Source organism: Roseospira navarrensis, assembly GCF_009601025.1.
GTDB lineage: Bacteria > Pseudomonadota > Alphaproteobacteria > Rhodospirillales > Rhodospirillaceae > Rhodospira > Rhodospira navarrensis.
This window is the reverse complement of sequence record NZ_WIVE01000007.1, coordinates 70,170-91,769: the sequence shown is the minus strand read 5'-3', so window position 1 is coordinate 91,769 and position 21,600 is coordinate 70,170. Positions and strand designations below refer to the sequence as shown.

The window sequence follows — 21,600 nt, the reverse complement described above, 5'->3', positions numbered from 1 at the left end:
GTTCACGTTATGTTCTACGCCGTTTCAGGCCACCTGTCACCACATGATGTGGTCCCGGACTCAAAGGGATAAGCCTTAAATGGTGATCCTAGTTCCATATTTATGAAAACTGTATCCATTTTCTACCATTTTTTTATTATGCAGACTGCAGCATTTATGATATCGGTATTGTGCTCTTCCGTCAAAAACACTGCTCTATCTTATATCGGTTTTCTTCTTTTTTTGTATGGCATGATGTCAGCACTGTCTGTGGCTGGAATGTTGTTTCAATTGGCTCGATTGTTTAATAGAACTGTGTCAAACGATTTTCAGGATAATCAAGATAATCGTTCTGATTAGCCCTTTCTTTATTGGAGTGGAAACGAAGCAATGATTCGTTGGACATTCCTGATCGTCGGGGTGCTGATCGGTCTGCTGGTCCTGACCGCCGCCGGGTTCGTCGGCTACGGCGTCTGGACGGTCGCGCGGACCGTGCCCGAGGCCGAGGGCACGGTTCCACTGGGCGACCGGCTGTCAGCGCCGGTGACCGTGACCCGCGATGCCTTCGGCATTCCCGTCATCCGGGCCGAGACCTTGCGGGACGCCACCGTGGCGCTGGGCTACGTCCACGCCCAGGACCGCCTGTGGCAGATGGAGTCCATGCGTCGCCTGGGCGCGGGGCGGCTGTCGGAAATCTTCGGCTTTCCGACCGTGGACATCGACCGCTTCATGCGGACCCTCGGCCTGAACCATCTGGTCGAGGCCCAGTGGGAAGCCCTGGACCCTCGGACGCGGGACGCCGCCCGGGCCTATGCCGACGGCGTCAACGCCTTCATCGCCGATCCGCCGGGCGGCCTGCCGTGGGAGTTCCGCATCATCGTGCACGATCCGGAGCCCTGGGCGCCCCAGGACTCCATGTACTGGCAGCGGTTCATGGCGTTGCAACTGTCCGGCAACTGGCATGAGGAACTGCTCAACACCCGCCTGCTGAACCGCCTGGACGCCGAGGCGGTGGCCTTCCTGGTCCGCACCGAGCCCGACGATCCCGCGCCCCTGACGACCGCCGGGGCGACCGGACAGGGCCTGCCGGATGCGCTGCTGCGGGACCTCGCCGAGGCCACGCCGGCGGCCGTGCGGCCCACGCTGGCCTCGAACGCCTGGGCGCTGGCACCCGCGCACACGGCCTCCGGTGGGGCCATGCTGGCCAGCGATCCCCACCTGGGCTTCCAGATCCCCATCCGCTGGTATCTGGTCCGGATCGAGACCCCTGAGTTGACCCTGGAGGGCGCCACCTTCCCCGGTGTGCCCTTCCTCGTGATCGGTCACAACGAGCATCTGGCCTGGGGCTTCACCACCACCCATTCGGACACCGTGGACCTGTACCGGGAGACGCCGGGGGCGGACCCGGACACTTACGAAAGGCCGGACGGCCCGGTGCCCTTCGAGACCCGTACCGAGACCATCGGGGTTCGCTTCGGCGGCGACCGGACGCTGACCGTGCGCGAGACGGTGCACGGCCCCGTCGTCTCGGACCTGAGCCAGGGGCGGTTCCGCGCGGCGCTGGGACCGGGCGGGGAGGACGCGGACGGCGACGTGCTGGTCTCCATGGCGGCGGCCGGGCTGCATCCCGAGGACACCACGCCGGATGCGCTCTACCGCCTCAATCGGGCGCGCGACCTGGATGCGGCGCTGGCGGCGCTCGACCGCTGGGACGCGCCGCAGCAGAACATCATGCTCGCCGATGCCGGCGGGCGCGTGGCCATGGCCGTGCCCGGCCGGGTCCCGCTGCGGGCGCCCGGTCATGACGGGCGGGTGATCGCCGAGGGCAGCACGGGCGCCATGGATTGGCGGGGCTGGCAGCCGCGCGACAGCCTGCCGGTGTTGTTGGATCCACCGTCGGGCCGGGTGCTGAACGCCAACAACCGGGTGCATCCCGAGGACCGGCCGCACCCGCTGGCGGTCTCGTTCCCCGAGCCTTACCGCGCCCAACGGCTGGCGGCGCGGCTGGGGGGGATGACCGGGGCGACGATGGAGGACATGGCGGCCCTGCAGATGGACGCGGTCTCCGGCATGGCGGCCGATCTGGTGCCCGCGCTGGTGTTCGCGGCGCGGGCCGGGGCGCCCACCCATCCGGACGCGGGGGCGGTCCTGGACCGGCTGGAGGGCTGGGACCCGCCCGAGATGGCTGCGGATCGGCCCGAGCCCCTGGTGCTGGCGGCCTGGATCGGGATGGTCACGGAGCGCCTGTTCCGGGACGAGCTGGGGGCGGCCTTCGACGCCTGGGCGGATCGGCCCCGGCCGCTGCCGATCCGGCTGGCGCTGACCGAGGCCGTCGGCTGGTGCGACGATGTGGACACCGCCGCGCCCGAGTCCTGTCCGGCGCAGGTGGCGGCCGCCCTGGACGAGGCCCTGGCCTGGATCGAGGAAGAGACCGACGCCGCGCCGCTGCAGGCGCGGTGGGGTGAGTTCCATCAGGTGCGGATTCGGCACGACATGCTGGGGATGCTGCCAGGGCTGGGGCGCATGATCGGCCTGACCGCCCCGACCGACGGCGGCGACTTCACCCTGAACCGGGGCGGGCACGCCGGCCTGGACGGCAGGCCGCCGTTCGCGCACGGGCATGGGGCCGGTCTTCGGGCGGTCATGGACCTCGCCCCGCCGGCGCGCGGGCGCTTCGTCATCGCCACCGGGCAGTCGGGCAATCCGATGTCGCCGCACTACGACGACCAGTTCCCGGCGTGGCGGGACGGCACTCTGCTGCCCATCGGCCTGGGACCGGACCGTGGCACGATGACGCTGACGCCGTAAGGGGCGTTCACCCGTCGGGCTGCTTCGCCCCGCTCAGCGGGGCAATCCGCCGAGTGCGGACCGCCTCCGGCGGGTTGCGCCTTCGGCGCGAACCCGCTCTACCGGACTGGCCGTCCCCCAAAAAAACGGTGCGGACGGGGCCGAGAGCCGCGTCCGACATGGGGCGTGGTCCACCCGGTCCGACTGGGCCGGCGCCGCAAAGCGGCGGAGGCCATGAAACGGATGGGTCCGTTTCATGGCCGATGCGCATCACTCACGCCGTCGTGCCGTCCGCGTGGACGGTGCGGCCCCGGTTCATCCGCCAGACCGACAGGTTCAGGAAGCTGGCCACCGTCACCCACAGCAGGTACGGCAGCATCATCAGGCCGGCCCAGTAGTTGATCTGGAAGAACAGCACGATAGTGTACAGAATGGCGACCCACATGGCGACAACCACCAGATACGCCAGCCCCATCCACTGCATGCGGAAGAACACGGGCGACCACAGGCCGTTCAGCACGAGCTGGATCGCATAGGCGGACAGCGGGGCGAACGCCTCGCCCGGCGGCGCGAACCGCCACACCAGGAACGCCGACGCGGACATCAGCGCATACATGATCGACCAGGCGATGGGGAACAGCCAGTTGGGCGGTGTCCACCATGGTTTGTCCAGGGCCGCATACCAGGGGCCCGGTCGCGACACGGCGGCCGTCATGGCGGTGGCGAAGCTGGCCGCCAGGATCACGGCCAGGGCAATGATGGAGGAGATGTCCACGGGTCGGCTCCGCTGTCTGTCTGGGGTCCAATCCGCCCTCTATACCGCGTTGCGGGCCGCGCCGCGAGGCTCGCGATGCAACCGGATGCGACGGGCCGCCGCCCCGGGCTTGCCCCGGCCGTAAGACCATATTATTACTGCGGACCTCGCGTGTCCGTTCGCAAGGTGAATCATGTCCCAGTCCGTCCGCACCTTCTCGCCCGGCCTGCTGGTCGGCCTGCTCCTCCGGCCCGTGCCGCTGGGGGTGCTGCGCATCGCGGCCCGCCCGGTCATGGACGGTCTGATCCGCGACCTTGGGCCGCGCCTGGGCGACCGCCTGTCCGGCCTGAAGGGCCGGCTCGCCATCGTGCCGACCGGGCACCCCGTGGCCGTGGCCATCGACATCGACGACGGCGCGCTGGACCTGGACCTGATCGAGGCGGATACCCGCGAGGCCATGGGCGCCGTCGCCGCCGTGCGGGCCCCTCTGGAAACGCTGACCGCCATGCTCGATCTGGAGGGCATGGACGGCGACGCCTCGTTCTTCGCCCGCGCCCTGCATATCGAGGGCGACACCAGTCTGGTCATGGCTCTGCGCTACGCGCTGGAGGACGCCGGCGCGGGCGTGGACGACATCACGGGCGCCGTGCCCTGGCCGTTCGGGGCCGCGCTGCCCCATGCCATGCGGGTCGGCCAGCGGATCCATGACGCCGCCAGCCGCGACCTGGCCACGGTGCAGGACGCCATCCTGGCGCCGGTGCGGACCGAACTGGCCCGCCAGGAGGCCCGCATGGCGCGGATGGAAAGCCAGATGCAGCGCACGCAGCGCCGTCGCGCGAGTTAGCCCCAGTCGGAGAGGTCTCGTCATGAATGCTGTTCCCATGGAACTGGTCTGTCCCGCCGGGACCCCGGCCGCGCTGGATGCCGCCATCGAGGCCGGCGCCGATGCCGTCTACTTCGGGTTCCGGGACCGGACCAACGCCCGCAACTTCCCGGGCCTGAACTTCTCGCCGAAGGAACTGGCGGAGGGGATCGAGACCTGCAAGCGGCGCGGCGCGCGGCCGATGATCGCCATCAACACCTATCCCGATGCCGGCGACGATTCGCTGTGGCGGCGCAACGTGGACATCTGCGCCGAGGCCGGGGCGGGCGCCGTCATCCTGTGCGACATGGGGCTGGCCGGCTACGCGACCAAAAAGCATCCGGACCTGCGGCTGCATCTGTCGGTGCAGGCCTCGGCGTCCAACGCGCCGTCGGTGCGGTTCTACCGCGATGCCTTCAACATCCGCCGGGTCGTGCTGCCGCGCGTCATGACGGTCGAGGAGATCGCCGCCCTGACCGCCGCCGTGCCCGACGTGGAAACCGAGGTGTTCGTCTTCGGCGGCCTGTGCGTGATGGCCGAGGGGCGGTGCTCCATGTCCGGCTACGCCACCGGCATTTCGCCCAACAAGGACGGCGCGTGCTCGCCCGCCAGCCATGTGCGCTACGAGGAGCAGGGCGAGATCATGACCTCGCGTCTGGGCAGCTTCACCCTCAACCGCTTCGGGGCGGGCGAGGCGGCGGGCTATCCCACGCCGTGCAAGGGCCGCTACCGCGTGCATGGCCGCGAGATGCACCTGTTCGAGGACCCGTGCAGCCTGGATGCCACGCCGCTGTTGCCCGCCTTCGCCAAGGCCGGGGTGACGGCGCTGAAGGTGGAAGGCCGCCAGCGCGGCAAGGCCTATGTCGCCCAGGTCGTCAAGAATCTGAAGGCCGCCATCGCCGGGCAGGTCACCGACCCGTCCGCCTCGCGCGCGTTCATGGAAGCCGGCGGGGCGACCACCGGCGTCTACTCCGGCACCTGGCATTGATGAGGGGAGCCCGACCGATGACCCAGACCGCTCCCCGTCTCCAGCTCGGACCGATGCTGTACCACTGGTCCGCCGACCGCCGCCGGGACTTCTACAGGACCATCGCCGAGCAGGGCCCCTATGACTCGGTCGTGCTGGGCGAGACCGTCTGCGCCAAGCGCGAGACCGCGCCCGTGGTCGAGGCCATGGCCGAGGCCGAGGTGGCGCTGAAGGCCGCCGGGCGCACCGTGATCCGTCCGACCATCGGGCTGGCCGTCACCGAGCCCGAGGTGGAGGCCCTGGAAGGGGTCGCCCGGACCGCCAAGGCGGGGGCGCTGGTGGAGGCCAACGACGTCGGCGCGCTCGCGCTGCTGTCCGGGCAGCCGCACCACATCGGCCCCATGGTCAACGTCTACAACGAAGGCACCCTGACCGCTCTGGTCGAGCGCGGCGCGACCTGTGTGACGCTGCCGTGGGAACTGCCCATGGACAACATCGTGGCGCTGGCCGGGGTCGCGCGGCGTCTGGGCGTGGACTGCGGCGTGACCGTGTTCGGGCGCGCGCCGCTGGCCATCTCGGCCCGCTGCTATCACGCCCGCGCCAACGGCCTGACCAAGGACACCTGCCGCCTGATCTGCGACCAGGACCCCGAGGGCCTGGAGGTGGAGACCCTGGACGGCGACCCGTTCATGGTGGTCAACGGCCTGCAGACCCAGGCGTTTACCGTCACCCTGATCGTCAGCGAGATCCCCAAGCTGATCGAGGCCGGTGTCACGGTGCTGCGCGTCTCGCCGCTCGATATGGACATGGTGGCCGTGGGCCAGGTCTACGCCGACCTGCTGGCCGGGTCCGTGGACGCCATCGCGGCCGAGGACCGGCTGCTGGATCTGCTGGAGGACCGCATGGTCTCCAACGGCTTCCTGCATGGCGGCCCCGGGGCCGACTGGATCGCGGCGGAGTAGGCGTGACTCCTGTCCTGACCCCCACTCCCGCGCTGTCCCTGACCCTCGACGAGGCCCGCGCGCGGCCGATCCCACCCGGCCGCCTGCGCGAGACCGTCACCGACATGGAGGGGCGCACGCCGCCGGCCGGGCCGCCGCCGCCCCTTCCGGACGACCTGCGCTTGGTGCGCCATGCGGGCACGCTGTCGTGGGAAGCGTTCGCCCCGCTGTTCTTTGCGGTGGGCGCTCCGTGGCTGTGGCGCGACCGGCTGTATCGCTCCGAAGCCGAGGAAATCGCCCATCTCGCCGACCCGGGCATCGTCATTCACATCCTGGAGCGTGCCGCCGACGGCGCCCGGCTGGGCTTCTGCGAAATGGACGGCCGCGACCCGGCGGCCGGCTTCAAGGTGCTGTATTTCGGCCTGATCCCGGAGGCCATCGGTGGCGGTCGCGGCCGACTGCTGTTCGCCCATGCGCTGGCGGACGCCTGGGCGATGGGGCCGTCGTGCATCCGGCTGGACACCTGCACCCACGACCACCCCAAGGCGGTGGCGTTCTACGAGGGCTTCGGGTTCGTCGCGACCGGACAGCGCGTGACCGAGGCCGACGACCCGCGCCTGACCGGGCTGCTGCCGCGCGAGACCGGACCGACCATTCCGCTCGCCCCCCTGACCGAGCGCCCGCCCGCCCTGCGCACCGACGGCCGGGCGGCCTGACGGGGTCGCCTGGAGGGTGAAGCGGACGGTCTTTTGATGTATGCTCCGACGCATGATCGGGGTCCTCGCGATCCCTGGAGACGCCCGCCCTGCGTTCCGTCTGCTGTCCGGAGGTCCCATGACGTTCCCCTCGCGCTGGCCCGTCGTGGCGGTCGCGCTGGCCCTGATCGGGACAGCGGCCATGGCGCCCCGGCCGTCCCATGCCCAGGACGATCCGGCGACCCGGTCCGGCCTTGAGATCGACCTGAACAAGACCGAGGCGGTCGAGGGCGGCTGCCGGAGCTACTTCCTGTTCCGCAACGACACCGGAACCACCTGGGACGCCTTCGAGCTGTCGCTGGCGATCCTGGACCGGGACGGGGTGATCGCGCAGCTTCTGACCATCGATGCGGCCCCGCTGCCGGCCGGGCGCTCGGCGCTCAAGCTGTTCGACATTCCGGACATCGCCTGCGGTGACATCGGCGAAATCATCCTGCACGACATCGCCACCTGCGCGGATGCCTCCGGCGCCCGGTCGGACTGCTTCGAGGTGGTGCGGCTGGTGTCGCGTTCCGGCATTCCGCTGGTTCCATGAGGTCAACGGCATCTGACGATGGCCGTTGAAGCCCGTGGCCGGCCCGCTCCCCCACCCGGCCCCCCACGGCAGTGTCCTATGGGGTGACCGGGTGGGGGAGCGGGGTCTTACTGCCGGCATATCTGGTGGCTCCCCCCGTTTCCTGGATCGAGAGGACTCCGGCACGCCATGACGGGACTGATCGAGACCGCCCAGGGGGCAATGGAGGCGGGCGGGCCGGTGCTGGTTCTGCTCTTCTTCGTGTCCGTCTATGGGCTGGCGCTCATTGTCATCAAGGCCGTGCACCTCACCGGCGTGATGGGCGAACAGGCGGCGCGGGCCGCCGCCGCCGATGCCTGGGCGCGTGGGGATGAGACCGCCGCGCGCCGCGCCCTGGAGCCCGGCCGCACGCCGCCGACCCGGGTGATGCGCGCGGCCGTGGACCTGCTGGCCGCCGGGCAGGCGGTGGCGCGCGTCCGCCCGGCGGTGGAGCGGGTGGCCAATGCGGAACTGGACCGGCTGCGCCGCCATCTGCGCACCCTGGATGTCATCGCCATGGTCAGTCCGCTGTTGGGGCTGCTGGGGACGGTGCTGGGCATGATCGAGTCGTTCCGTCAGCTCGATCTCGCGGGCGGGTCGGCCAATGCTTCCATCCTGGCGGGCGGCATCTGGCAGGCCCTGCTGACCACCGCCGCCGGCCTGTCGGTGGCGATCCCCGCCGCCGTCGCCGGCACCCTGATGGCGGTGCGCACGGACCGGGTCGCGGCCGTCATGGAAGCCGACGTAGGTGGCCTGCTGGACACGGCGGAAGCGGCGGAGCCCCCGGGGCCCTCGAAGAAGGACTAGCGGCATGCGGCTGGCCCGAGGCACGGCGCCGCGCGGCAGCGCGATCCCCCTGACGCCCCTGGTGGACGTCATGCTGATCCTGCTCGTGTTCTTCATGGTCACGTCCACGTATCTGAACCTGGACATGATCCCCATGATCGACCGGGCGGAAGAGGACATGCCGCCCGCGCGCGGGGCAACGGCGGGTGATGCGGCCGGGGCGGCCATGCTCGTTCGGGTGCGCGCCGACGGGGCGCTGGTGTGGCAGGGCCGCGTCCTGACGCCGGAGGCTCTGGGCGAAGTCCTGGCGGCGCGGGTGACCGAGGACCCGGGCGCCCGGCTGCTGGTGCTGCCGGCCGGGGCGGCCACCACCCAGGCCCTGGTCCGCGTGCTGGACGTGGCCCAGGCGGCCGGGGTTCGCGCCGTCAACCTGCTGCGCCTGGACGGCCCCTGATGCGCCTGTCCCGCTCCTCGCGCCGCGCGCCGGCGGAAACCATCGTCGCCCTGATCGACGTGACGTTCTTCCTGCTGGTGTTCTTCCTGCTGGTGGGGCGGCTGGACGCCAGCGCGCCGTTCGAGGTGATCCCGCCCATCGCCACATCCGGGGAGTCCCTGCCCGCCGGCGGGATGACGGTCAGCATGAGTCCGGCGGCGGATCTGGCCCTGGACGGCCAGCCGACGGAGCGGGCGGCGCTGGTGGCGGCGGTGCGCGGCCGGGTCGAGGCCGGCGACCTGGAGCGCCTGCGCTTGAATGTGCATGCCGACGCGCCGGTGCGCGACCTGCTGGCGTTGGTCGCGGCCCTGGAGGAGACCGGGGCGACGCCGGTGGTGCTGGTGGTGACACCGACACCGCCGTGACGGGAGGATACAGCCGGGGACGGTCGGAAATGGCTCCAGGGCGCGCGACAGACACGACCCCGCTGCGGGCGGCGATCCTCTGGGTCGTGGCGCTCATCCTGTCGGTCGTCGTGCATGGGGGCGTGATCGGTCTGGTCATGGGGCTGGTGTCGCCCGCGCCGGTCGAGGCGCCGGACGAGCCTCCGTCGGCCCTGCGCGTCGCCACCCAGACGGTGGAGCGGGGACGGGCCGCGCCGGCCGAAGACACCCATCAGCGGTCCGAGGCCGAAGCGCTCGGGGGCGAACGCCTCACGGCGGGGGCGGTGCCGCGCACACGGGCGGACGCCGCGCAACCCGACGCGGCGCGCGTGGCGTCGGTCTCTCCGTCCCGAGAGCCGGTGACGCCGGCGGACCCCTCGGATGCGGTGGTCGCCGCCCTGGTTCCGGCTGCGCGCCCGGTCCCGCCCGCCTCTGTGGCGGCAGGCCCGGCGATGTCGGCGATCCCGTCTCCCGCGCGGGTGGCCATGCCGGCCCGGCCGGCCTCGACGGTGCTGGGGGGCGAGGCCCCCGCCGCCACCGTCCCGATGGCGCCCGTCCGCGAGGACGCGCGGGTCGTGGCGGCGACCACGCCGCCCGTGGAGTCCGCGAGGCCCGCGGATACCGGGAGCCAGCCCCTGGCGGCGGCGGCCCCGGTCGCCACCGACCTGGCGGGCAGGACCGCATCCGCCCCCACCGTCGCGGCCGAACCCCTGCCGGCGCGGCCCGCCGCGGCCGCCCGCGCCGCGTCGGTGGCCGTGGCGGCGTCCGAGGCCCCCGATGCCCGGACTCCCGGCGTCATCCCGGCGGCGGCCCTGGCTGGGCGGGTTCCCGCGCGGGCGCCCCCGGCGGCGGCCGTGACGCCCACGCCGCCCGCGCAGCTCGCATCCGTGACGGCGGCGGGATCGTCGTGGGAGATCGGCGGGGCCGAGGCCCTGGACCCGCAGGCCCTGGCGTCCATCCAGACCTTTCTGGCCCCCTACCCCGGGGCCGTGCGCGCGGCCAGCGGCGCGTCGGTGCGCGACCGCCTGACACGGACGCTCGCGGCGGCTCCGTGCAGTCGGCTGGAGGCCTCGCTCGATCCCGGCACCGGCGATCTGACGGTGCGCGGGCATGTCCCCAACGACGCCGTGCGGGCCGATATCCAGGCCCGGGTCGCGGCCATCGTCGGCGAGGCCTTCGGCGTGCGGGCGGATGTGCTGCTGCTGCCCGAACCGCAGTGTGCCGTTTTGGCCCGCCTGGACGCCCTGCCCATGGCGCAGTCGGCCGATCAGGCGGACACGCCGCTGACCGTCGGCGCGGCCGCCCATGCGGGCATCCGGCGCTTCCGCGACGGCGAGACCCTGACGCTGACCGTGGAATCGCCGGACTTTCCGGCCTGGATCCACATGGACTATTTCGACAGCGGCGGCCAGGTCATCCACCTGACGCCCGGGCCGCTGGCGCCCTATCGCTTCGAGGACCCGGCGCGGACCTTCACCTTCGGCGACCCGGCCGATGTGGGCAGCGGGCCGCGCCTGACCATCGCGCCGCCCTTCGGGCAGGAGGTCGTCCTGGTCTTCGGCACCTCGCGGCCGCTGGAGATCGCCCCCGACCGGCCCACCGTGGAGCCGGCCGCCCCCTACCTTGAGCGCCTGGGCCGCCGTCTGGACGCGATGCACGCCCGCCACCCGGACTTCCGCGCCGAATGGGGCTACCTGTTCGTGGAAACCCTGCCGGCGGACGGGTAGGGCCCGGCCCGCCCCGCCCCGGCCCGGCCGTGATCCGGGCGGGGGCGACCCCGGCGCCGCCCCAGGGTCTATGCCTTTCGGCAGTGCAGCGCACGGAGGATTGGTCCGACCCGGCAGGTCAGTTAGGCTGGGGGGTCGCGGCGGTCTTGCGATCCGTCATTGACACCGACACCGAAGGGCGACCGCCGGACCGTGCGGCGCCCGGCGCCGCCCGGGCATAGACGGGTCCGCGCCCGTCTGCCCCCCAGCCAGCGAGACCGCGGTCATGCCCGCACATCGGCGACGCTCCCATCATCTGGTTCGCGATGCCCTGATCTCGCTGGCGCTGTGTCTGGTGCTGGTCGCCGCCGTGCGCTTCGTCGCCCTCACCGAACAGGCCCGCGAAGCCCAGGACCTGCGCGCCCGCGTCACCGAAACCGTGGCCGCCTTGCGCACGGCGCTGGAAGCCGAGATCAACACCAACGTGTTCCTGGCCAACGGTCTGGCGGCCCATGTGATCGCCGTGCCCGATCTGGAGGAGACTCGCACCACGGCCGCGTTGCGGACGCTCTATCGGCTGGGCCAGCACCTCCGCAACGTCGGTATCGCGCCGGGCAACCGCATCACGCACATCTATCCCCTGAAGGGCAACGAGGCCGCGATCGGCCTCTTCTATCCGGATGTGCCGGCCCAGTGGCCCTCCGTCAAGCGGGCCATCGAACGCCGGGAAACCGTGCTGGGCGGTCCCTTCGCCCTGGTGCAGGGCGGCAACGGGCTCATCAGCCGCACGCCGGTGTTTCTGGACAATGGGGACTATTGGGGCATCCTGAGTCTGGTGCTCGATGCCGACAGCCTGTTCGGCGCGGTGGGGCTGGCCCCGCGTCGCGGGGACATTCGGTTCGCCATGAAGGGGCGGGACGGCCAGGGGCCCGACGGCGCCATGATCATGGGCGACCCGACCCTCTTCACCGGCGATGCGGTGCGGGTGCCCGTGGCGGTGCCGGGGGGGCACTGGCTGCTGGCCGCCGCCCCGGTCGGCGGATGGAAGACAGGCGGCGGTCTGGTGCTGGTCATGGAACTGGCGGCCGTGGCGGTCAGCGCCGGATTGGCGGTGCTGCTGTTCCTGTTCCTGCGCAAAGGGGTTCGCCTTGAAGCCAGCGAGCAGCGGACGCGCGCCTTTCTGGAAACCACGCGGGACGGCGTCATCGTCATCGGCGCCGACGGCATCATCCGCGAGTTCAATGACGGCGCGGGCGCCATGTTGGGCTATGCGCCGACCGAGGTGATCGGCCTTTCGGTCAATTCGCTCATGTTCCCGGATGTCGCGACCCATCACGACGGCTATGTGCGCAACGCCAAGGTAACCGCCGCGCATACCATGGGCGGACGGCGCGACATCGTGGCCCGCCGCAAGGACGGCACGGCCGTTCCCGTCGAGATCACGGTTAGCGAAACACTGTACGGCGGCGAGAACCTCCATGTGGGCGTGCTGCGGGACATCACCGAGCGCAAGGCGCTGGAGGCCAAACTGAGGCGTCTGGCCGACACCGACGGGCTGACCGGCCTTCTGAACCGCCGGGCCTTCATGGCCGCGACCGCGCGCGCCTTTCATCTGGCGCGGCGGCATGGGCGGCCGCTGGGCCTGCTGTTGATCGATGCCGATCATTTCAAGAAGATCAACGACAGCCACGGCCATCCCGCCGGCGACCGGGTCCTGGTCGCCCTGGCCGGGTTGGCCTCTTCGTGCTTGCGGTCCTCGGATCGGCTCGGGCGGATCGGTGGCGAGGAGTTCGCGGTCCTGCTGCCGGAAACGGACGAGACGGGGGCCATCGCCATGGCCGAACGCCTGCTGGCCGCCATCCGCGCGGCACGGATCGAGATCGACGGGACCGCGACCCTGTCGTTCACGGTCAGCATCGGCGTGGCGGTCATGACCAGTGGGATGGAGGACCATGAAGCCCTGGTCCAGCGGGCCGACCAGGCCCTGTATGCCGCCAAGTCCGGCGGGCGGGACCGATGGGCGGCGGCGCCCTGACGGCGGATCGGGTGCCCTCGGGCCGCCCCGCATCGGCCGGTGTCGAACGACCCGGAACTTGCGGTACGATGCCCGGCGATCACAGGCAGGGAGGCGATCTTGCCCAAGTCCATCGTGAGCCGGGCCACCGTGGCCGTCGGTCTGATTGCCCTGGGTGTCGTGGGCTATTGCCAGAGCGCCACCGCCGACGGACAGCGCGACGCCGCCGAACAGGAGCGCATCGACCGAATCCGCCGGGCCCTCGCCGGGCCGCAGCATCCGGTTGAGTCGTCGCTTCGCCTGAGCTCGATCGGAAGCGGCTTTTTCGTGGGCCGGGCCGGCTGGATCCTGACCAACAGCCACGTGGTCTCGGGCTGCCAGGCCGTGTCCATCGAGACCCCGGCCGGTGTCAAGGAGAAGGTCAGGGTCGCCGCCCTGTCCCAGGCGGATGATCTGGCGTTGCTGCGCGCGCCCACGCCGGCCCCGGATGTGGCCGCGTTCCGGGAACGCCTGGCGTTGTCCGACGCGCCGGTCGCCGTGGTCGGCTACCCGAACAGGGGGCGGCCCACCATCACGCCGCAATACGTGCCCGGTCGCGCCACGCTCGATCCGGCGCGCCTGACGCCCCGGTTCGTGTTTCAGGCCGATATCCGGCGGGGGGCCAGCGGCGGCCCGGTCCTCGACCAGTCGGGCGCGGTGGTCGGTGTGGTGTTCGGAGCGATCGACACGCCGAAGGTCTACGAGGAGACCGGCAAGGTCGTGGACGACCTCGCGTTCGCCGTGAACGGCAAGGTGGCCTGGGCGTTCCTGAAACGGTCGGGCGTCGCGCCACGGTGGGCGCGGGCGACCGAGCGCCTGGACGAGGACGCCCTGCTTGAAAGAGCCAGCCGGTTCGTGGCGCGCGTGCTGTGCTGGCGGTGAAGTGACGTCACATCGGGGCGCGGACAGACGCCCATGGTCAGACGCCCATGGTGAGACGCCCATGGTCAGGCGCGACGCGCGGGCCTAAACCAACAGGCCGGGCGGCGCGGCGTCCGCGACCGTATCGAACCGGATGTCGGCGAGGGCGATATCGGCCTGGAACGCCTGACCGATGGCGACGATGCCGATCCGGCGCAGCCGCGATAGGTCCAGGGGGGCATCGGTCCGGTGGGGGGTGAAGCCCTCGAAGGGCAGCCGGACCGTCGTCCAGGTGGACGGAGCGCGGAAGCTCTGGCGATAGGACTGCCAGGGCCGCTGGAGATCGGAGGTGCGCAGGTGCAGGTTGTAGGTCTCGCCCGTGCCGACGACATCGAGCCGGATCCCGGTCCATCGGCGCGCATCCACGGGCGCCCCGGCGTCGCCCAGGTCGAGGGCGAGTTGCAGGAATCCGCCGTTGTTCTCAAGGCTGACGCGGCCGGTCATGCGCAGCGCCGTCCGGCCGGCGACGGTCTCGCGCGTCATGCGGCCGTCGGACACGCCGCCCATGACCTGATCGGAGACGAGGCCCCAACGATTGCCGATGGCGGCCCACGGCGCGTCCCAACTCAGGTCGTCGATGATCTCTGGGGCGACGGGGATATCGTGTTTCATGGAACACCATGTAGGGTCACGCGGGCGCGGGGCAACGCCTGACCCGGGGTCAGCCGCCCGGCAGCGCGTCCAGCACCGCCCCAGCCGTGGCGGCCGTGTCCGCCCAGGTGGGCAGGCCGAGTCCGGCAGCCGCTGCCGCGTTGGCCAGCCTGTCGCACGCGGCCCGATCCGTCAGCAGGCGGGCCAGCGCATCGGCGAAGGCGTCCGGGTCGTCCGGCTGGGTCAACAGCCCCGCCTCGGGCGGCACGGTGTCGGGCACGGCCCCCGTGGCACAGGACACGATCGGCAGTCCGTAACTGAGGGCTTCGTCGAACACGAGCCCGTAGCCCTCGTAGCGGGTCGCCAGCGCGAACACGGACGCGGTGCTGTACAGCCGGTCCAGTTCGGCGGCCGAGACCCGCCCCGTCAGCCGGACGCGCCCGCCCAGCCCCAGGGACAGCAGCAGCGCGTCCAGGTGCCGGCCGTGATCGGCGTCATAGCAGTCCCCCGCGATCACCGCCGTCCACGCGAAGTCCCGCAGCCGGGTCAGCGCCTGCAGCAAGACATCATGGCCCTTGCGCGGGTGCTGGATGCCGACGGACAGGATCAGCGGCGGATCGGCCGGCACGCGCGGGCCAGTGGGCCGATCGGTCCCCGGCCGCGCGACGGTGACGCGCGCGGCGGGCACACCGTACTGCTCGGTCACGATCCGCCTGGTGTGCGGGCTGGGCACCAGGACATGCGAGATCAGCGCCAGATTCTCCCGCTCCAGCCGATCCAGCCGGTCCCGCCGGGTGTCGTCCAGGCCGCTCTCCAGGGCCAGGGGGTGGTGCACCATGGCCACGCTCGGCCCCGGCATCCGGGCCAACGCCGCGGGATCCATGGTGGCGGAGACGAACCCGTCCAGGATGACGGCGCGCTCGGGCGGCAGCGCCATCAGTTGCGCCACGGCGTCCGCCATGTCCGCCGGCGTTGGATCGGGAAAGGAGCCGCCGAACTGAAGGTGCAGGACATCGCGGCCCTGGTCGCGCAGGCCCTCCAGCAACCGCCGCTCATAGCGGTAGCCGCCGGTGGGGGTTGCAATGTCTCCGGGGATGGCGAAGGCGGCGGGGCGCGGGGTCATGTCTGCTGCTCCGGGGCGTAGACGGCCAGCACGCGGCGCTCGACGGCGCCCACCAGCGCGTAGCCCAGGGCCGCCAGCACCGAGACGACCACCACACAAGACCACAGCATGTCGTAATCCGACAAGGAGGCGGAGAGCGCCATCAGCCGGCCCATCCCGCTGCCGGTGGCCAGCCACTCGACCACCGTGACCGCCAGGACGGAGGCCGGCACGGCCATCCGCGCCGCCGCGAAAAAGGCCGGCCACATGGCCGGGATGCGCAGGCGGATCAGGCGGGTGACCGGACCGGCCGCGAAGCTGTCGAACACGTCCAGCACCTGCCCCGGGGTCTGGCGCAGGCCGTGCAGGCAGGCGACCAGCGTGGGAAAGAACACCATGACCGCGACCAGCACGATGGTGCCCAGGGCGCCGCGCCCCAGCAGCAGCACGACCAGGGGTGCGGTGGTCACGATCGGCACCGACCGCAGCGCGATGGCCAGCGGCAGCACGGTGCCCGCCACGCCGGGCAGGAGCACCAGCAGCACCGCCAGACCGGCCCCGGCGGCCAGACCGGCGGCATAGCCCGGCAGCAGGAAAACCGCCGTCTCGGCCAGCGCCGCGCCGAGGGTGGCCCGCGTCTCCGGCGCATCCGGGGCGAACACCAGGGCCGTGACCACGTCCCCCGGTCCCTTGGCGAAGAAGGGGTTGAGGCCGCCCAGCCCAATCACGGCGGCCCAGCCCCCCAGCGCGAGCGCGGCGACCAGCGCCACATCGCGCCATGCCGCACCCTGTTTGGATCGCACCGACGGTGCGGCCAGGATCACCGGGGGCGGCGCCCGCAGCACCCGCCGGGCCAGCGCCCCGAGGGCCAGATAGGCCAGCACGGCCACCGCCGTCGCCACCGTCGCGAGGCTCCAGGTCATCGGCACGTCAAGGGCGCGCATGGCCCGGATGGTGAGCACGCCCATGCCCCGCTCGGCGCCTGTGAACTCGCCCACCATCGCGCCCAGAAAGGCGGCCGGCGCGGCGATCTGAAGGCCCGCGCACAGCGCCGGCAGCGCGGCCATGGCGCGAACGTGGACCAGCACCGCCAGCCGGCCCCGCCCCGTGCTGCGCACCAGCTCCACCCAGGTGTCGGGCACGGCGCGCAGGCCCACCAGCAGCGGGATCAGCGTCGTGTAGTAGACCGCCAGCGCCGCCAACGTGATCTGCGGGCCGGGACCGGGCCCGAACAGGACGCGCAGGATCGGCCCCGTCGCCACCAGGGGCAGACAGAACACCAGCAGCGCGAGGCCCGTGACCACCCGCTCGCTGCGCGGCCAGACGACCGCCACGCCGGCCAGCGCCAGCGCGGCCAGATTGCCGATGACGAAGCCGACGGCGGCGTTTCCGAGCGTCACCGCCAGGGCGCGCCCCATCAGCGCCCCTTCATCCATGAGAAACCGCGCCACCGCGACCGGGCCGGCCAGCACGAAGGCGTCCGACAGCAGCCGATCCGCCAACTCCCACCCCGCCAGCAGCAGCAGACCGCCGATCCACGGGCCGAACCGGCTCCCCTGTGGCGTCATGAGGCGGGCCCCGCCGTCGCGGGCGACGCCATGCCGTCGGACAGGGCGGCAAAGATCTGGCGGGTCAGGGCGGCGGCCTGGGCGCTCTCCCCGATCGCCTCCGTGCGCGGCCGGGGCAGGCCGATGGCGATCTCCGCGACCACCCGGGCCGGACGCGGCGACAGCACGATGACCCGGTCCGACAGCCGGACGGCCTCGCTGACCGAATGGGTGACCAGCAGCGTGGTGGTGCCGCGCGCCTCCCAAAGGCGGGGCAGGTCCCGGGCCAACTGGCGGCGCGTCAGGTCATCGACGGCGCCGAACGGCTCGTCGAGCAGCAGAAGGCCCGGCCGCGTGGACAGCGCCCGCGCGATGGCCGCGCGCTGGCGCATGCCGCCGGACAGGGCCGCCGGCCGCGTCTCTTCGAACCCGGCGAGCCCGACGAGGGCGAGCAGGTGGTCGATGTCCGCGTCATCCATGGGGCGGCGCGCGAGGCGCAGGGCCAGCCTGACGTTGCCGCGCACGGTGCGCCACGGCAGCAGCGAGGGGTCCTGGAAGGCCACCGCCAGCCCCGCGCGCCGCAGCGTTTCGGCCGGCGGTCGTCCCGCGATCGCGACCCGCCCCGCGCTCGGGGCCTCCAGACCGGCCACCATGCGCAGCAGCGTGGATTTGCCGCAGCCCGACGGCCCCACCAGGGCGATGGTCTGCCCGGCGCCGACGGTCAGATCGACGGGGCGGACGGCCTCCGTCCCGTCCTCGAAGGTCTTGGCCAGCCCCGTGCAGACAACCGCGGGCGGGTGGTCCGGATCACGTCCCATGGACCTCTTCGAGGATGGAGCGGTCCCACAGGTCCGGCGAGACCGTCCGGCCCAGCAGCGCCAGGGTTTCGATGTTGGCGGCCACGGCGTCATCCGTCCACCAGCCGAAGCCGTGGGCGTCGGTCAGGTCGGAGAACATCAACGGCACCTGCCGCGCCGCCTGCAGCCTCTGCGTTTCCGGGTCCAGGCCGGCGTCGGGATACATCCGGACCGTCAGGTCGGCGGCGGCCTCGGGATCCGCGTGGTAGGCCTCCCAGCCGCGCACCTCGCCCGCCAGCAGCGCGACCAGATCGGCGCGGCGGTTGGCGAGGCTGTCCTCGGTGGCGATGTAGGTCTGGGACTGCAGAACGTAGCCGTGATCGGCCATGAGCATGGTCAGGCTCTCGATGCCCTGTCGTTCCATGGCGACGGGCAGATCGGTTTCCCAGCACAGCAGGCAATCCACCTCGCCCGCCAGGAGGGGCTGCGCGGAATACTGCGTCGGCACCATGGTGATGCGGTCGATGTCCACGCCGTTGAGCTGGCAGAGCGCCTGCAGCACCGGCGTGTTGGCCAGGGCCATGCCGATGCGTTTGCCCACCAGATCGGCGGGCTCATGGACCGGGGTGCCGGGCAGCGAGGCCACCACGAACGGATTCTTCTGCATGGCCACGCCCAGGATCTTGAAGGGCGCGCCCTGCTCGACGGCGGCGGCCGTGTAGTCGGCGGCCGAGACGCCCACCAGCGCCGTGCCCGACACCACCGGCGGTTCCACCGGCGCATTGGGTCCGCCCGGCAGCAGCGACACGTCCAGCCCCCGGGCGGCCCACCACCCGCGATCCAGCGCGATGTAGCTGCCGGCGAACTGCGCCGAGTGCAGCCAGGACAATTGCAGGCCGACCGGCGTTTGCGCCTGCGCCGGTCGGGGCGGCAGCCCGAGGGCGGTGGCGCCCACGGCGGCCGCGCCGGTGCCGAGAAGGGTGCGTCGGGTCAGCGGTCCGGGCATCGGGATATCCTCACGATCTTCGGGGGTAGGCTACGGGCGGCCGGGCCGGATGCAAGGGAAAAGTGGTCCGCCCGTGGCCGCCGGTCCATGGACCAGCCGCCGCGCTCGCCCGCGCGGGGCGTGGAGAACGCCTCCACGATCAGATCCCGCATCCGGTCCATGGGGCGCGGGGTCGCGTCCGGGGCCGGCAGCAGGCCCTCGGTCCAGCCCCAGGCCTCGGTGCGGGCCACCAGCACCGGCGGTCCGATCACGTGGATCGGCACATCCGGGCGCTCGTCCAGCGCCACGAACCGGGCCGCCTGATGATCGCCGACCACGACGATCAGGGGCGGGTCCTCGGCATGGCGCGCGGCATAGTCGAACACCACCCGGAGCGCGTAGTCCACGGCCTTGCGGTACTGCGCGCGCACACGGTCAGGGTCGCGCCAGACCACCGCCGGCGGGTCTCCGGCCGATGCCATGGCGGCGAAGATGCGGCCGTCGCCGATGGCGTCCCACGCCACGAGGTCGGGGACCGGAACCCAGGGCGCGTGCGAGGACACCAGGGCGACCTGCGCGAACAGCGGCCGGTCGTCCGGCCGGGCCCGCAGCCGCCGGTCCAGCGCGGCGAGGGTGTACTGGTCGGGCATGGTCACCCAGTTGAAGGACGGTCCCCGGTAGCCGAGGTCGCGGGCGGCCAGCACCGTCTCGAACCCCATGACGGCGGAGTCCGGCCAGTCGAGGGTGATCTGCGGCATGACGGCGGCGGTATGGAACCCGGCGTCCGCCGCCAGATGGAAGAGCGTGTGCCGCCCGCTCGCCAGCGCGGCGCTGTAGCTGATCTGATCCGCGATCCACAGCCCGTTGGCGAAGGTCGCGTGGCTGAGCCAGCTCTGCCCGCCGCGCGTGGGCGCAGTCAGCAGACCGGACCGCATGGACAGGCCGAGACCGGCCAGGCGCGCCTCGGCCTCGGCCAGCGTCGCCCGATGGGTCGCGGCATACAGCGGCGTGTCCAGGCTGGCCCGGCCGTAGCTCTCGACGAAGATCACCAGCACGTCGCGGTCGATGGCGCTCAGCAGCCCGTCCCGCCCGGCCTGGGGATCGGTCGCGGCCGCCCGCTGGAAGGCGCGCAGGTCGGCCAGGGTCTCACGCGCCATGGCGATGCGCTCCACCCCGACCCGGGCGGTGAACGCCGCGCCGGGGACGGTCACGGGCAGGGTCCAACGCCCCATGGCCTGCCCGACCTCGGCCGTGGCGAGGCCCGCGCAGAGGGCCGCCGCGACCGCCGCCGTCCGCCCCGTCCGGCGGCCGACCCGAACCCGGGACCACGCGCCGGTCGCCCACCAGAGCAGGCCGCCGATCAGGACGACGGCGGCCAGCGCGCCCGTGCCGGCGGCGACGGTCCACAGCGGCCCGATGGTCCCGGCCGACAGCCGCAGCCCGGCCTCGATCAGGGCAAGATCGCCGACCGGATTGAAACCCCGCCCGAAGGCCGTAAACATGACGGAATCCGCAGCCTTCAGGATCGCGATCCCCAGCAGCACGGCGACCAGCGCCGCGCGCACCGCGCGCCCCCCCGCGCCGGGCGGCAGGACGAGCAGCCCCAGCAGGATCACCGGCAGTTCCAGCGGCGGCACGGCCAGCGCGCCCCAGGTCATGGCCGCCGGGTGGTTCGGCTGGATCAGGAGGAGGTGCAGCACCAGGGCAGCCAGGATCAGGCGCGGGGCCGTCCGCATCAGGCCCGCCCTCTCCAGAGCCACAGAATGTCTCTGGCGAAGGACCACCCCACAAGCCCCGCCACGGCCGCCGCCATCACGGCGGCCCCACTCGGGGGCAGCAGCGGCGCCTGCATTGCGATGAGCGCGGCCATGTGCGCGACCGCCACGACTTTGCGGCTGAAGCGATCGGGCAAGGCGGGCCGCATCCAGGGACAGGCCATTCCGGCCGCCAGAAAGGCGTACCGGGGCAACCCGAGCAGGACGACCAGCGCCCCCGCCTCGGACCCGATGGCGGCGTTGAGCGCCAGCACGAGCGCGAAGGCGGAATCCACCTCCATGTCGAACCGCGCGCCGAACGCCGAGACGAGGCCGTATCGGCGGGCCATCCAGCCGTCCACGCCGTCCAGCGTCAGGGCCACAACGGCGACCGCCAAGACTGCCCAGGACGGTCCCACCCCCGCCGCCGTCGGGGCGACGAGCGCGCCCACCAGCGCCAGACGGCCCAGGGTGACGAGATTGCACAGGCCGAGCCGTCGGAAGGGATAGGTTCGCGCCAACGCCCGACCCGCCAGGGTCGCCCCGACAAGGTAGAGGGCGAGGGCCATGGCCCCCGCCAGGACGCCCGCGCCGGGCAGAACGGCGGACAGGGCCACCACCCCCAGAGCCCCGAACAGCGCCGCCGAGACGAAGGCGCCGGTCGGTCCTTCCGGACCGAACGTCGGACGGCTGCGGAATCGGGGATCAGCGGGCGGGTCTTGCGTGGACAGCATCTCAAGCACATGGCGCCGCCGCGCGGCCCGTCAAGCGGTGCGGCCCAGGCCGAGGCCCAAAGGCGCCTCCGTCAATGCGATCCGCCCGCGTGACGACGGCCTTGTCGGGGCCGGCCCCATCAGGCACCGTGACCGAAGGCGGTGTCGAGG

20 protein-coding genes are annotated in these 21,600 nt (G+C 72.1%); 12 read left to right on the top strand and 8 right to left on the bottom strand.

Features of this window, described 5'->3' with window-relative positions:
• Positions 1-369 precede the first annotated feature (369 nt).
• Complete coding sequence (locus GHC57_RS04235; protein ID WP_153341506.1) at positions 370-2,787, top strand: penicillin acylase family protein; 2,418 nt, start codon at positions 370-372, stop codon at positions 2,785-2,787.
• A gap of 253 nt (positions 2,788-3,040) precedes the next feature.
• Here the strand turns inward: GHC57_RS04235 and GHC57_RS04230 are convergent, their stop codons facing one another.
• Positions 3,041-3,541, bottom strand: coding sequence for a tryptophan-rich sensory protein (locus tag GHC57_RS04230; RefSeq protein ID WP_153341504.1), 501 nt, complete (start codon positions 3,539-3,541; stop codon positions 3,041-3,043).
• Positions 3,542-3,713: 172 nt separating this feature from the next.
• On the opposite strand from GHC57_RS04230, the gene GHC57_RS04225 reads away from it, so the two are divergent.
• The 11 genes from GHC57_RS04225 (at position 3,714) to GHC57_RS04175 (ending at position 13,901) form a co-directional block, all read left to right on the top strand.
• The gene (locus GHC57_RS04225) at positions 3,714-4,364 is read left to right on the top strand and encodes an SCP2 sterol-binding domain-containing protein (protein ID WP_153341502.1); all 651 of its coding nucleotides are present in this window, start codon (positions 3,714-3,716) and stop codon (positions 4,362-4,364) included.
• A 22-nt stretch (positions 4,365-4,386) separates the two neighbouring features.
• Positions 4,387-5,370: a ubiquinone anaerobic biosynthesis protein UbiU gene (gene ubiU, locus GHC57_RS04220; protein ID WP_246152122.1), complete on the top strand. Its 984-nt coding sequence runs from the start codon at positions 4,387-4,389 to the stop codon at positions 5,368-5,370.
• A 17-nt stretch (positions 5,371-5,387) separates the two neighbouring features.
• Positions 5,388-6,311 (top strand): ubiquinone anaerobic biosynthesis protein UbiV, encoded by a 924-nt coding sequence (ubiV, locus tag GHC57_RS04215; protein ID WP_153341500.1) that lies wholly within the window; start codon positions 5,388-5,390, stop codon positions 6,309-6,311.
• Between the two features lie 2 nt (positions 6,312-6,313).
• A complete protein-coding gene (locus GHC57_RS04210) occupies positions 6,314-7,006 on the top strand; it encodes a GNAT family N-acetyltransferase (RefSeq protein ID WP_153341498.1) in 693 nt (230 codons plus the stop codon).
• 118 nt (positions 7,007-7,124) lie between these two features.
• Positions 7,125-7,580 (top strand): Tat pathway signal sequence domain protein, encoded by a 456-nt coding sequence (locus GHC57_RS04205; RefSeq protein WP_211369117.1) that lies wholly within the window; start codon positions 7,125-7,127, stop codon positions 7,578-7,580.
• 168 nt (positions 7,581-7,748) lie between these two features.
• A complete protein-coding gene (locus GHC57_RS04200; protein WP_211369116.1) occupies positions 7,749-8,405 on the top strand; it encodes a MotA/TolQ/ExbB proton channel family protein in 657 nt (218 codons plus the stop codon).
• A gap of 4 nt (positions 8,406-8,409) precedes the next feature.
• Positions 8,410-8,838 carry an ExbD/TolR family protein gene (locus GHC57_RS04195; RefSeq protein ID WP_153341496.1) on the top strand — a complete coding sequence of 143 codons (429 nt, stop codon included), beginning with the start codon at positions 8,410-8,412 and terminating at the stop codon, positions 8,836-8,838.
• Positions 8,838-9,242: an ExbD/TolR family protein gene (locus GHC57_RS04190; RefSeq protein WP_153341494.1), complete on the top strand. Its 405-nt coding sequence runs from the start codon at positions 8,838-8,840 to the stop codon at positions 9,240-9,242. The genes GHC57_RS04195 and GHC57_RS04190 overlap by 1 nt, the downstream gene beginning before the upstream one ends.
• A 29-nt stretch (positions 9,243-9,271) precedes the next feature.
• Entirely contained in the window at positions 9,272-10,987 is a 1,716-nt protein-coding gene (locus GHC57_RS20205) for a DUF4384 domain-containing protein (protein WP_153341492.1), read from the top strand.
• 265 nt (positions 10,988-11,252) lie between these two features.
• Positions 11,253-13,001: a diguanylate cyclase gene (locus tag GHC57_RS04180; RefSeq protein ID WP_153341490.1), complete on the top strand. Its 1,749-nt coding sequence runs from the start codon at positions 11,253-11,255 to the stop codon at positions 12,999-13,001.
• A gap of 99 nt (positions 13,002-13,100) precedes the next feature.
• The gene (locus GHC57_RS04175) at positions 13,101-13,901 is read left to right on the top strand and encodes a S1 family peptidase (protein ID WP_153341488.1); all 801 of its coding nucleotides are present in this window, start codon (positions 13,101-13,103) and stop codon (positions 13,899-13,901) included.
• Between the two features lie 84 nt (positions 13,902-13,985).
• Here GHC57_RS04175 and GHC57_RS04170 read toward each other — a convergent pair whose 3' ends face one another.
• Genes GHC57_RS04170 through GHC57_RS04140 form a run of 7 tightly spaced genes read right to left on the bottom strand, consistent with a single transcriptional unit; the run spans position 13,986 to position 21,450 of the window.
• Positions 13,986-14,552, bottom strand: a complete 567-nt coding sequence (locus tag GHC57_RS04170) for a CIA30 family protein (protein ID WP_153341486.1) — start codon at positions 14,550-14,552, stop codon at positions 13,986-13,988.
• A 49-nt stretch (positions 14,553-14,601) separates the two neighbouring features.
• Positions 14,602-15,654 carry a glycosyltransferase family 4 protein gene (locus GHC57_RS04165; RefSeq protein ID WP_153341484.1) on the bottom strand — a complete coding sequence of 351 codons (1,053 nt, stop codon included), beginning with the start codon at positions 15,652-15,654 and terminating at the stop codon, positions 14,602-14,604.
• Entirely contained in the window at positions 15,651-17,201 is a 1,551-nt protein-coding gene (locus tag GHC57_RS04160) for an ABC transporter permease (RefSeq protein WP_153341482.1), read from the bottom strand. Before GHC57_RS04160 ends, GHC57_RS04165 begins: the two co-directional genes overlap by 4 nt.
• On the bottom strand, positions 17,198-17,998 hold the full coding sequence (locus tag GHC57_RS04155; RefSeq protein ID WP_153341480.1) for an ABC transporter ATP-binding protein: 801 nt from the start codon (positions 17,996-17,998) through the stop codon (positions 17,198-17,200). The genes GHC57_RS04160 and GHC57_RS04155 overlap by 4 nt, the downstream gene beginning before the upstream one ends.
• Entirely contained in the window at positions 17,988-18,983 is a 996-nt protein-coding gene (locus tag GHC57_RS04150; protein ID WP_153341478.1) for an ABC transporter substrate-binding protein, read from the bottom strand. Before GHC57_RS04150 ends, GHC57_RS04155 begins: the two co-directional genes overlap by 11 nt.
• Positions 18,968-20,698: a sulfatase-like hydrolase/transferase gene (locus GHC57_RS04145; protein WP_153341476.1), complete on the bottom strand. Its 1,731-nt coding sequence runs from the start codon at positions 20,696-20,698 to the stop codon at positions 18,968-18,970. Before GHC57_RS04145 ends, GHC57_RS04150 begins: the two co-directional genes overlap by 16 nt.
• On the bottom strand, positions 20,698-21,450 hold the full coding sequence (locus GHC57_RS04140) for a CDP-alcohol phosphatidyltransferase family protein (protein ID WP_153341474.1): 753 nt from the start codon (positions 21,448-21,450) through the stop codon (positions 20,698-20,700). Before GHC57_RS04140 ends, GHC57_RS04145 begins: the two co-directional genes overlap by 1 nt.
• Positions 21,451-21,600: the final 150 nt, after the last annotated feature.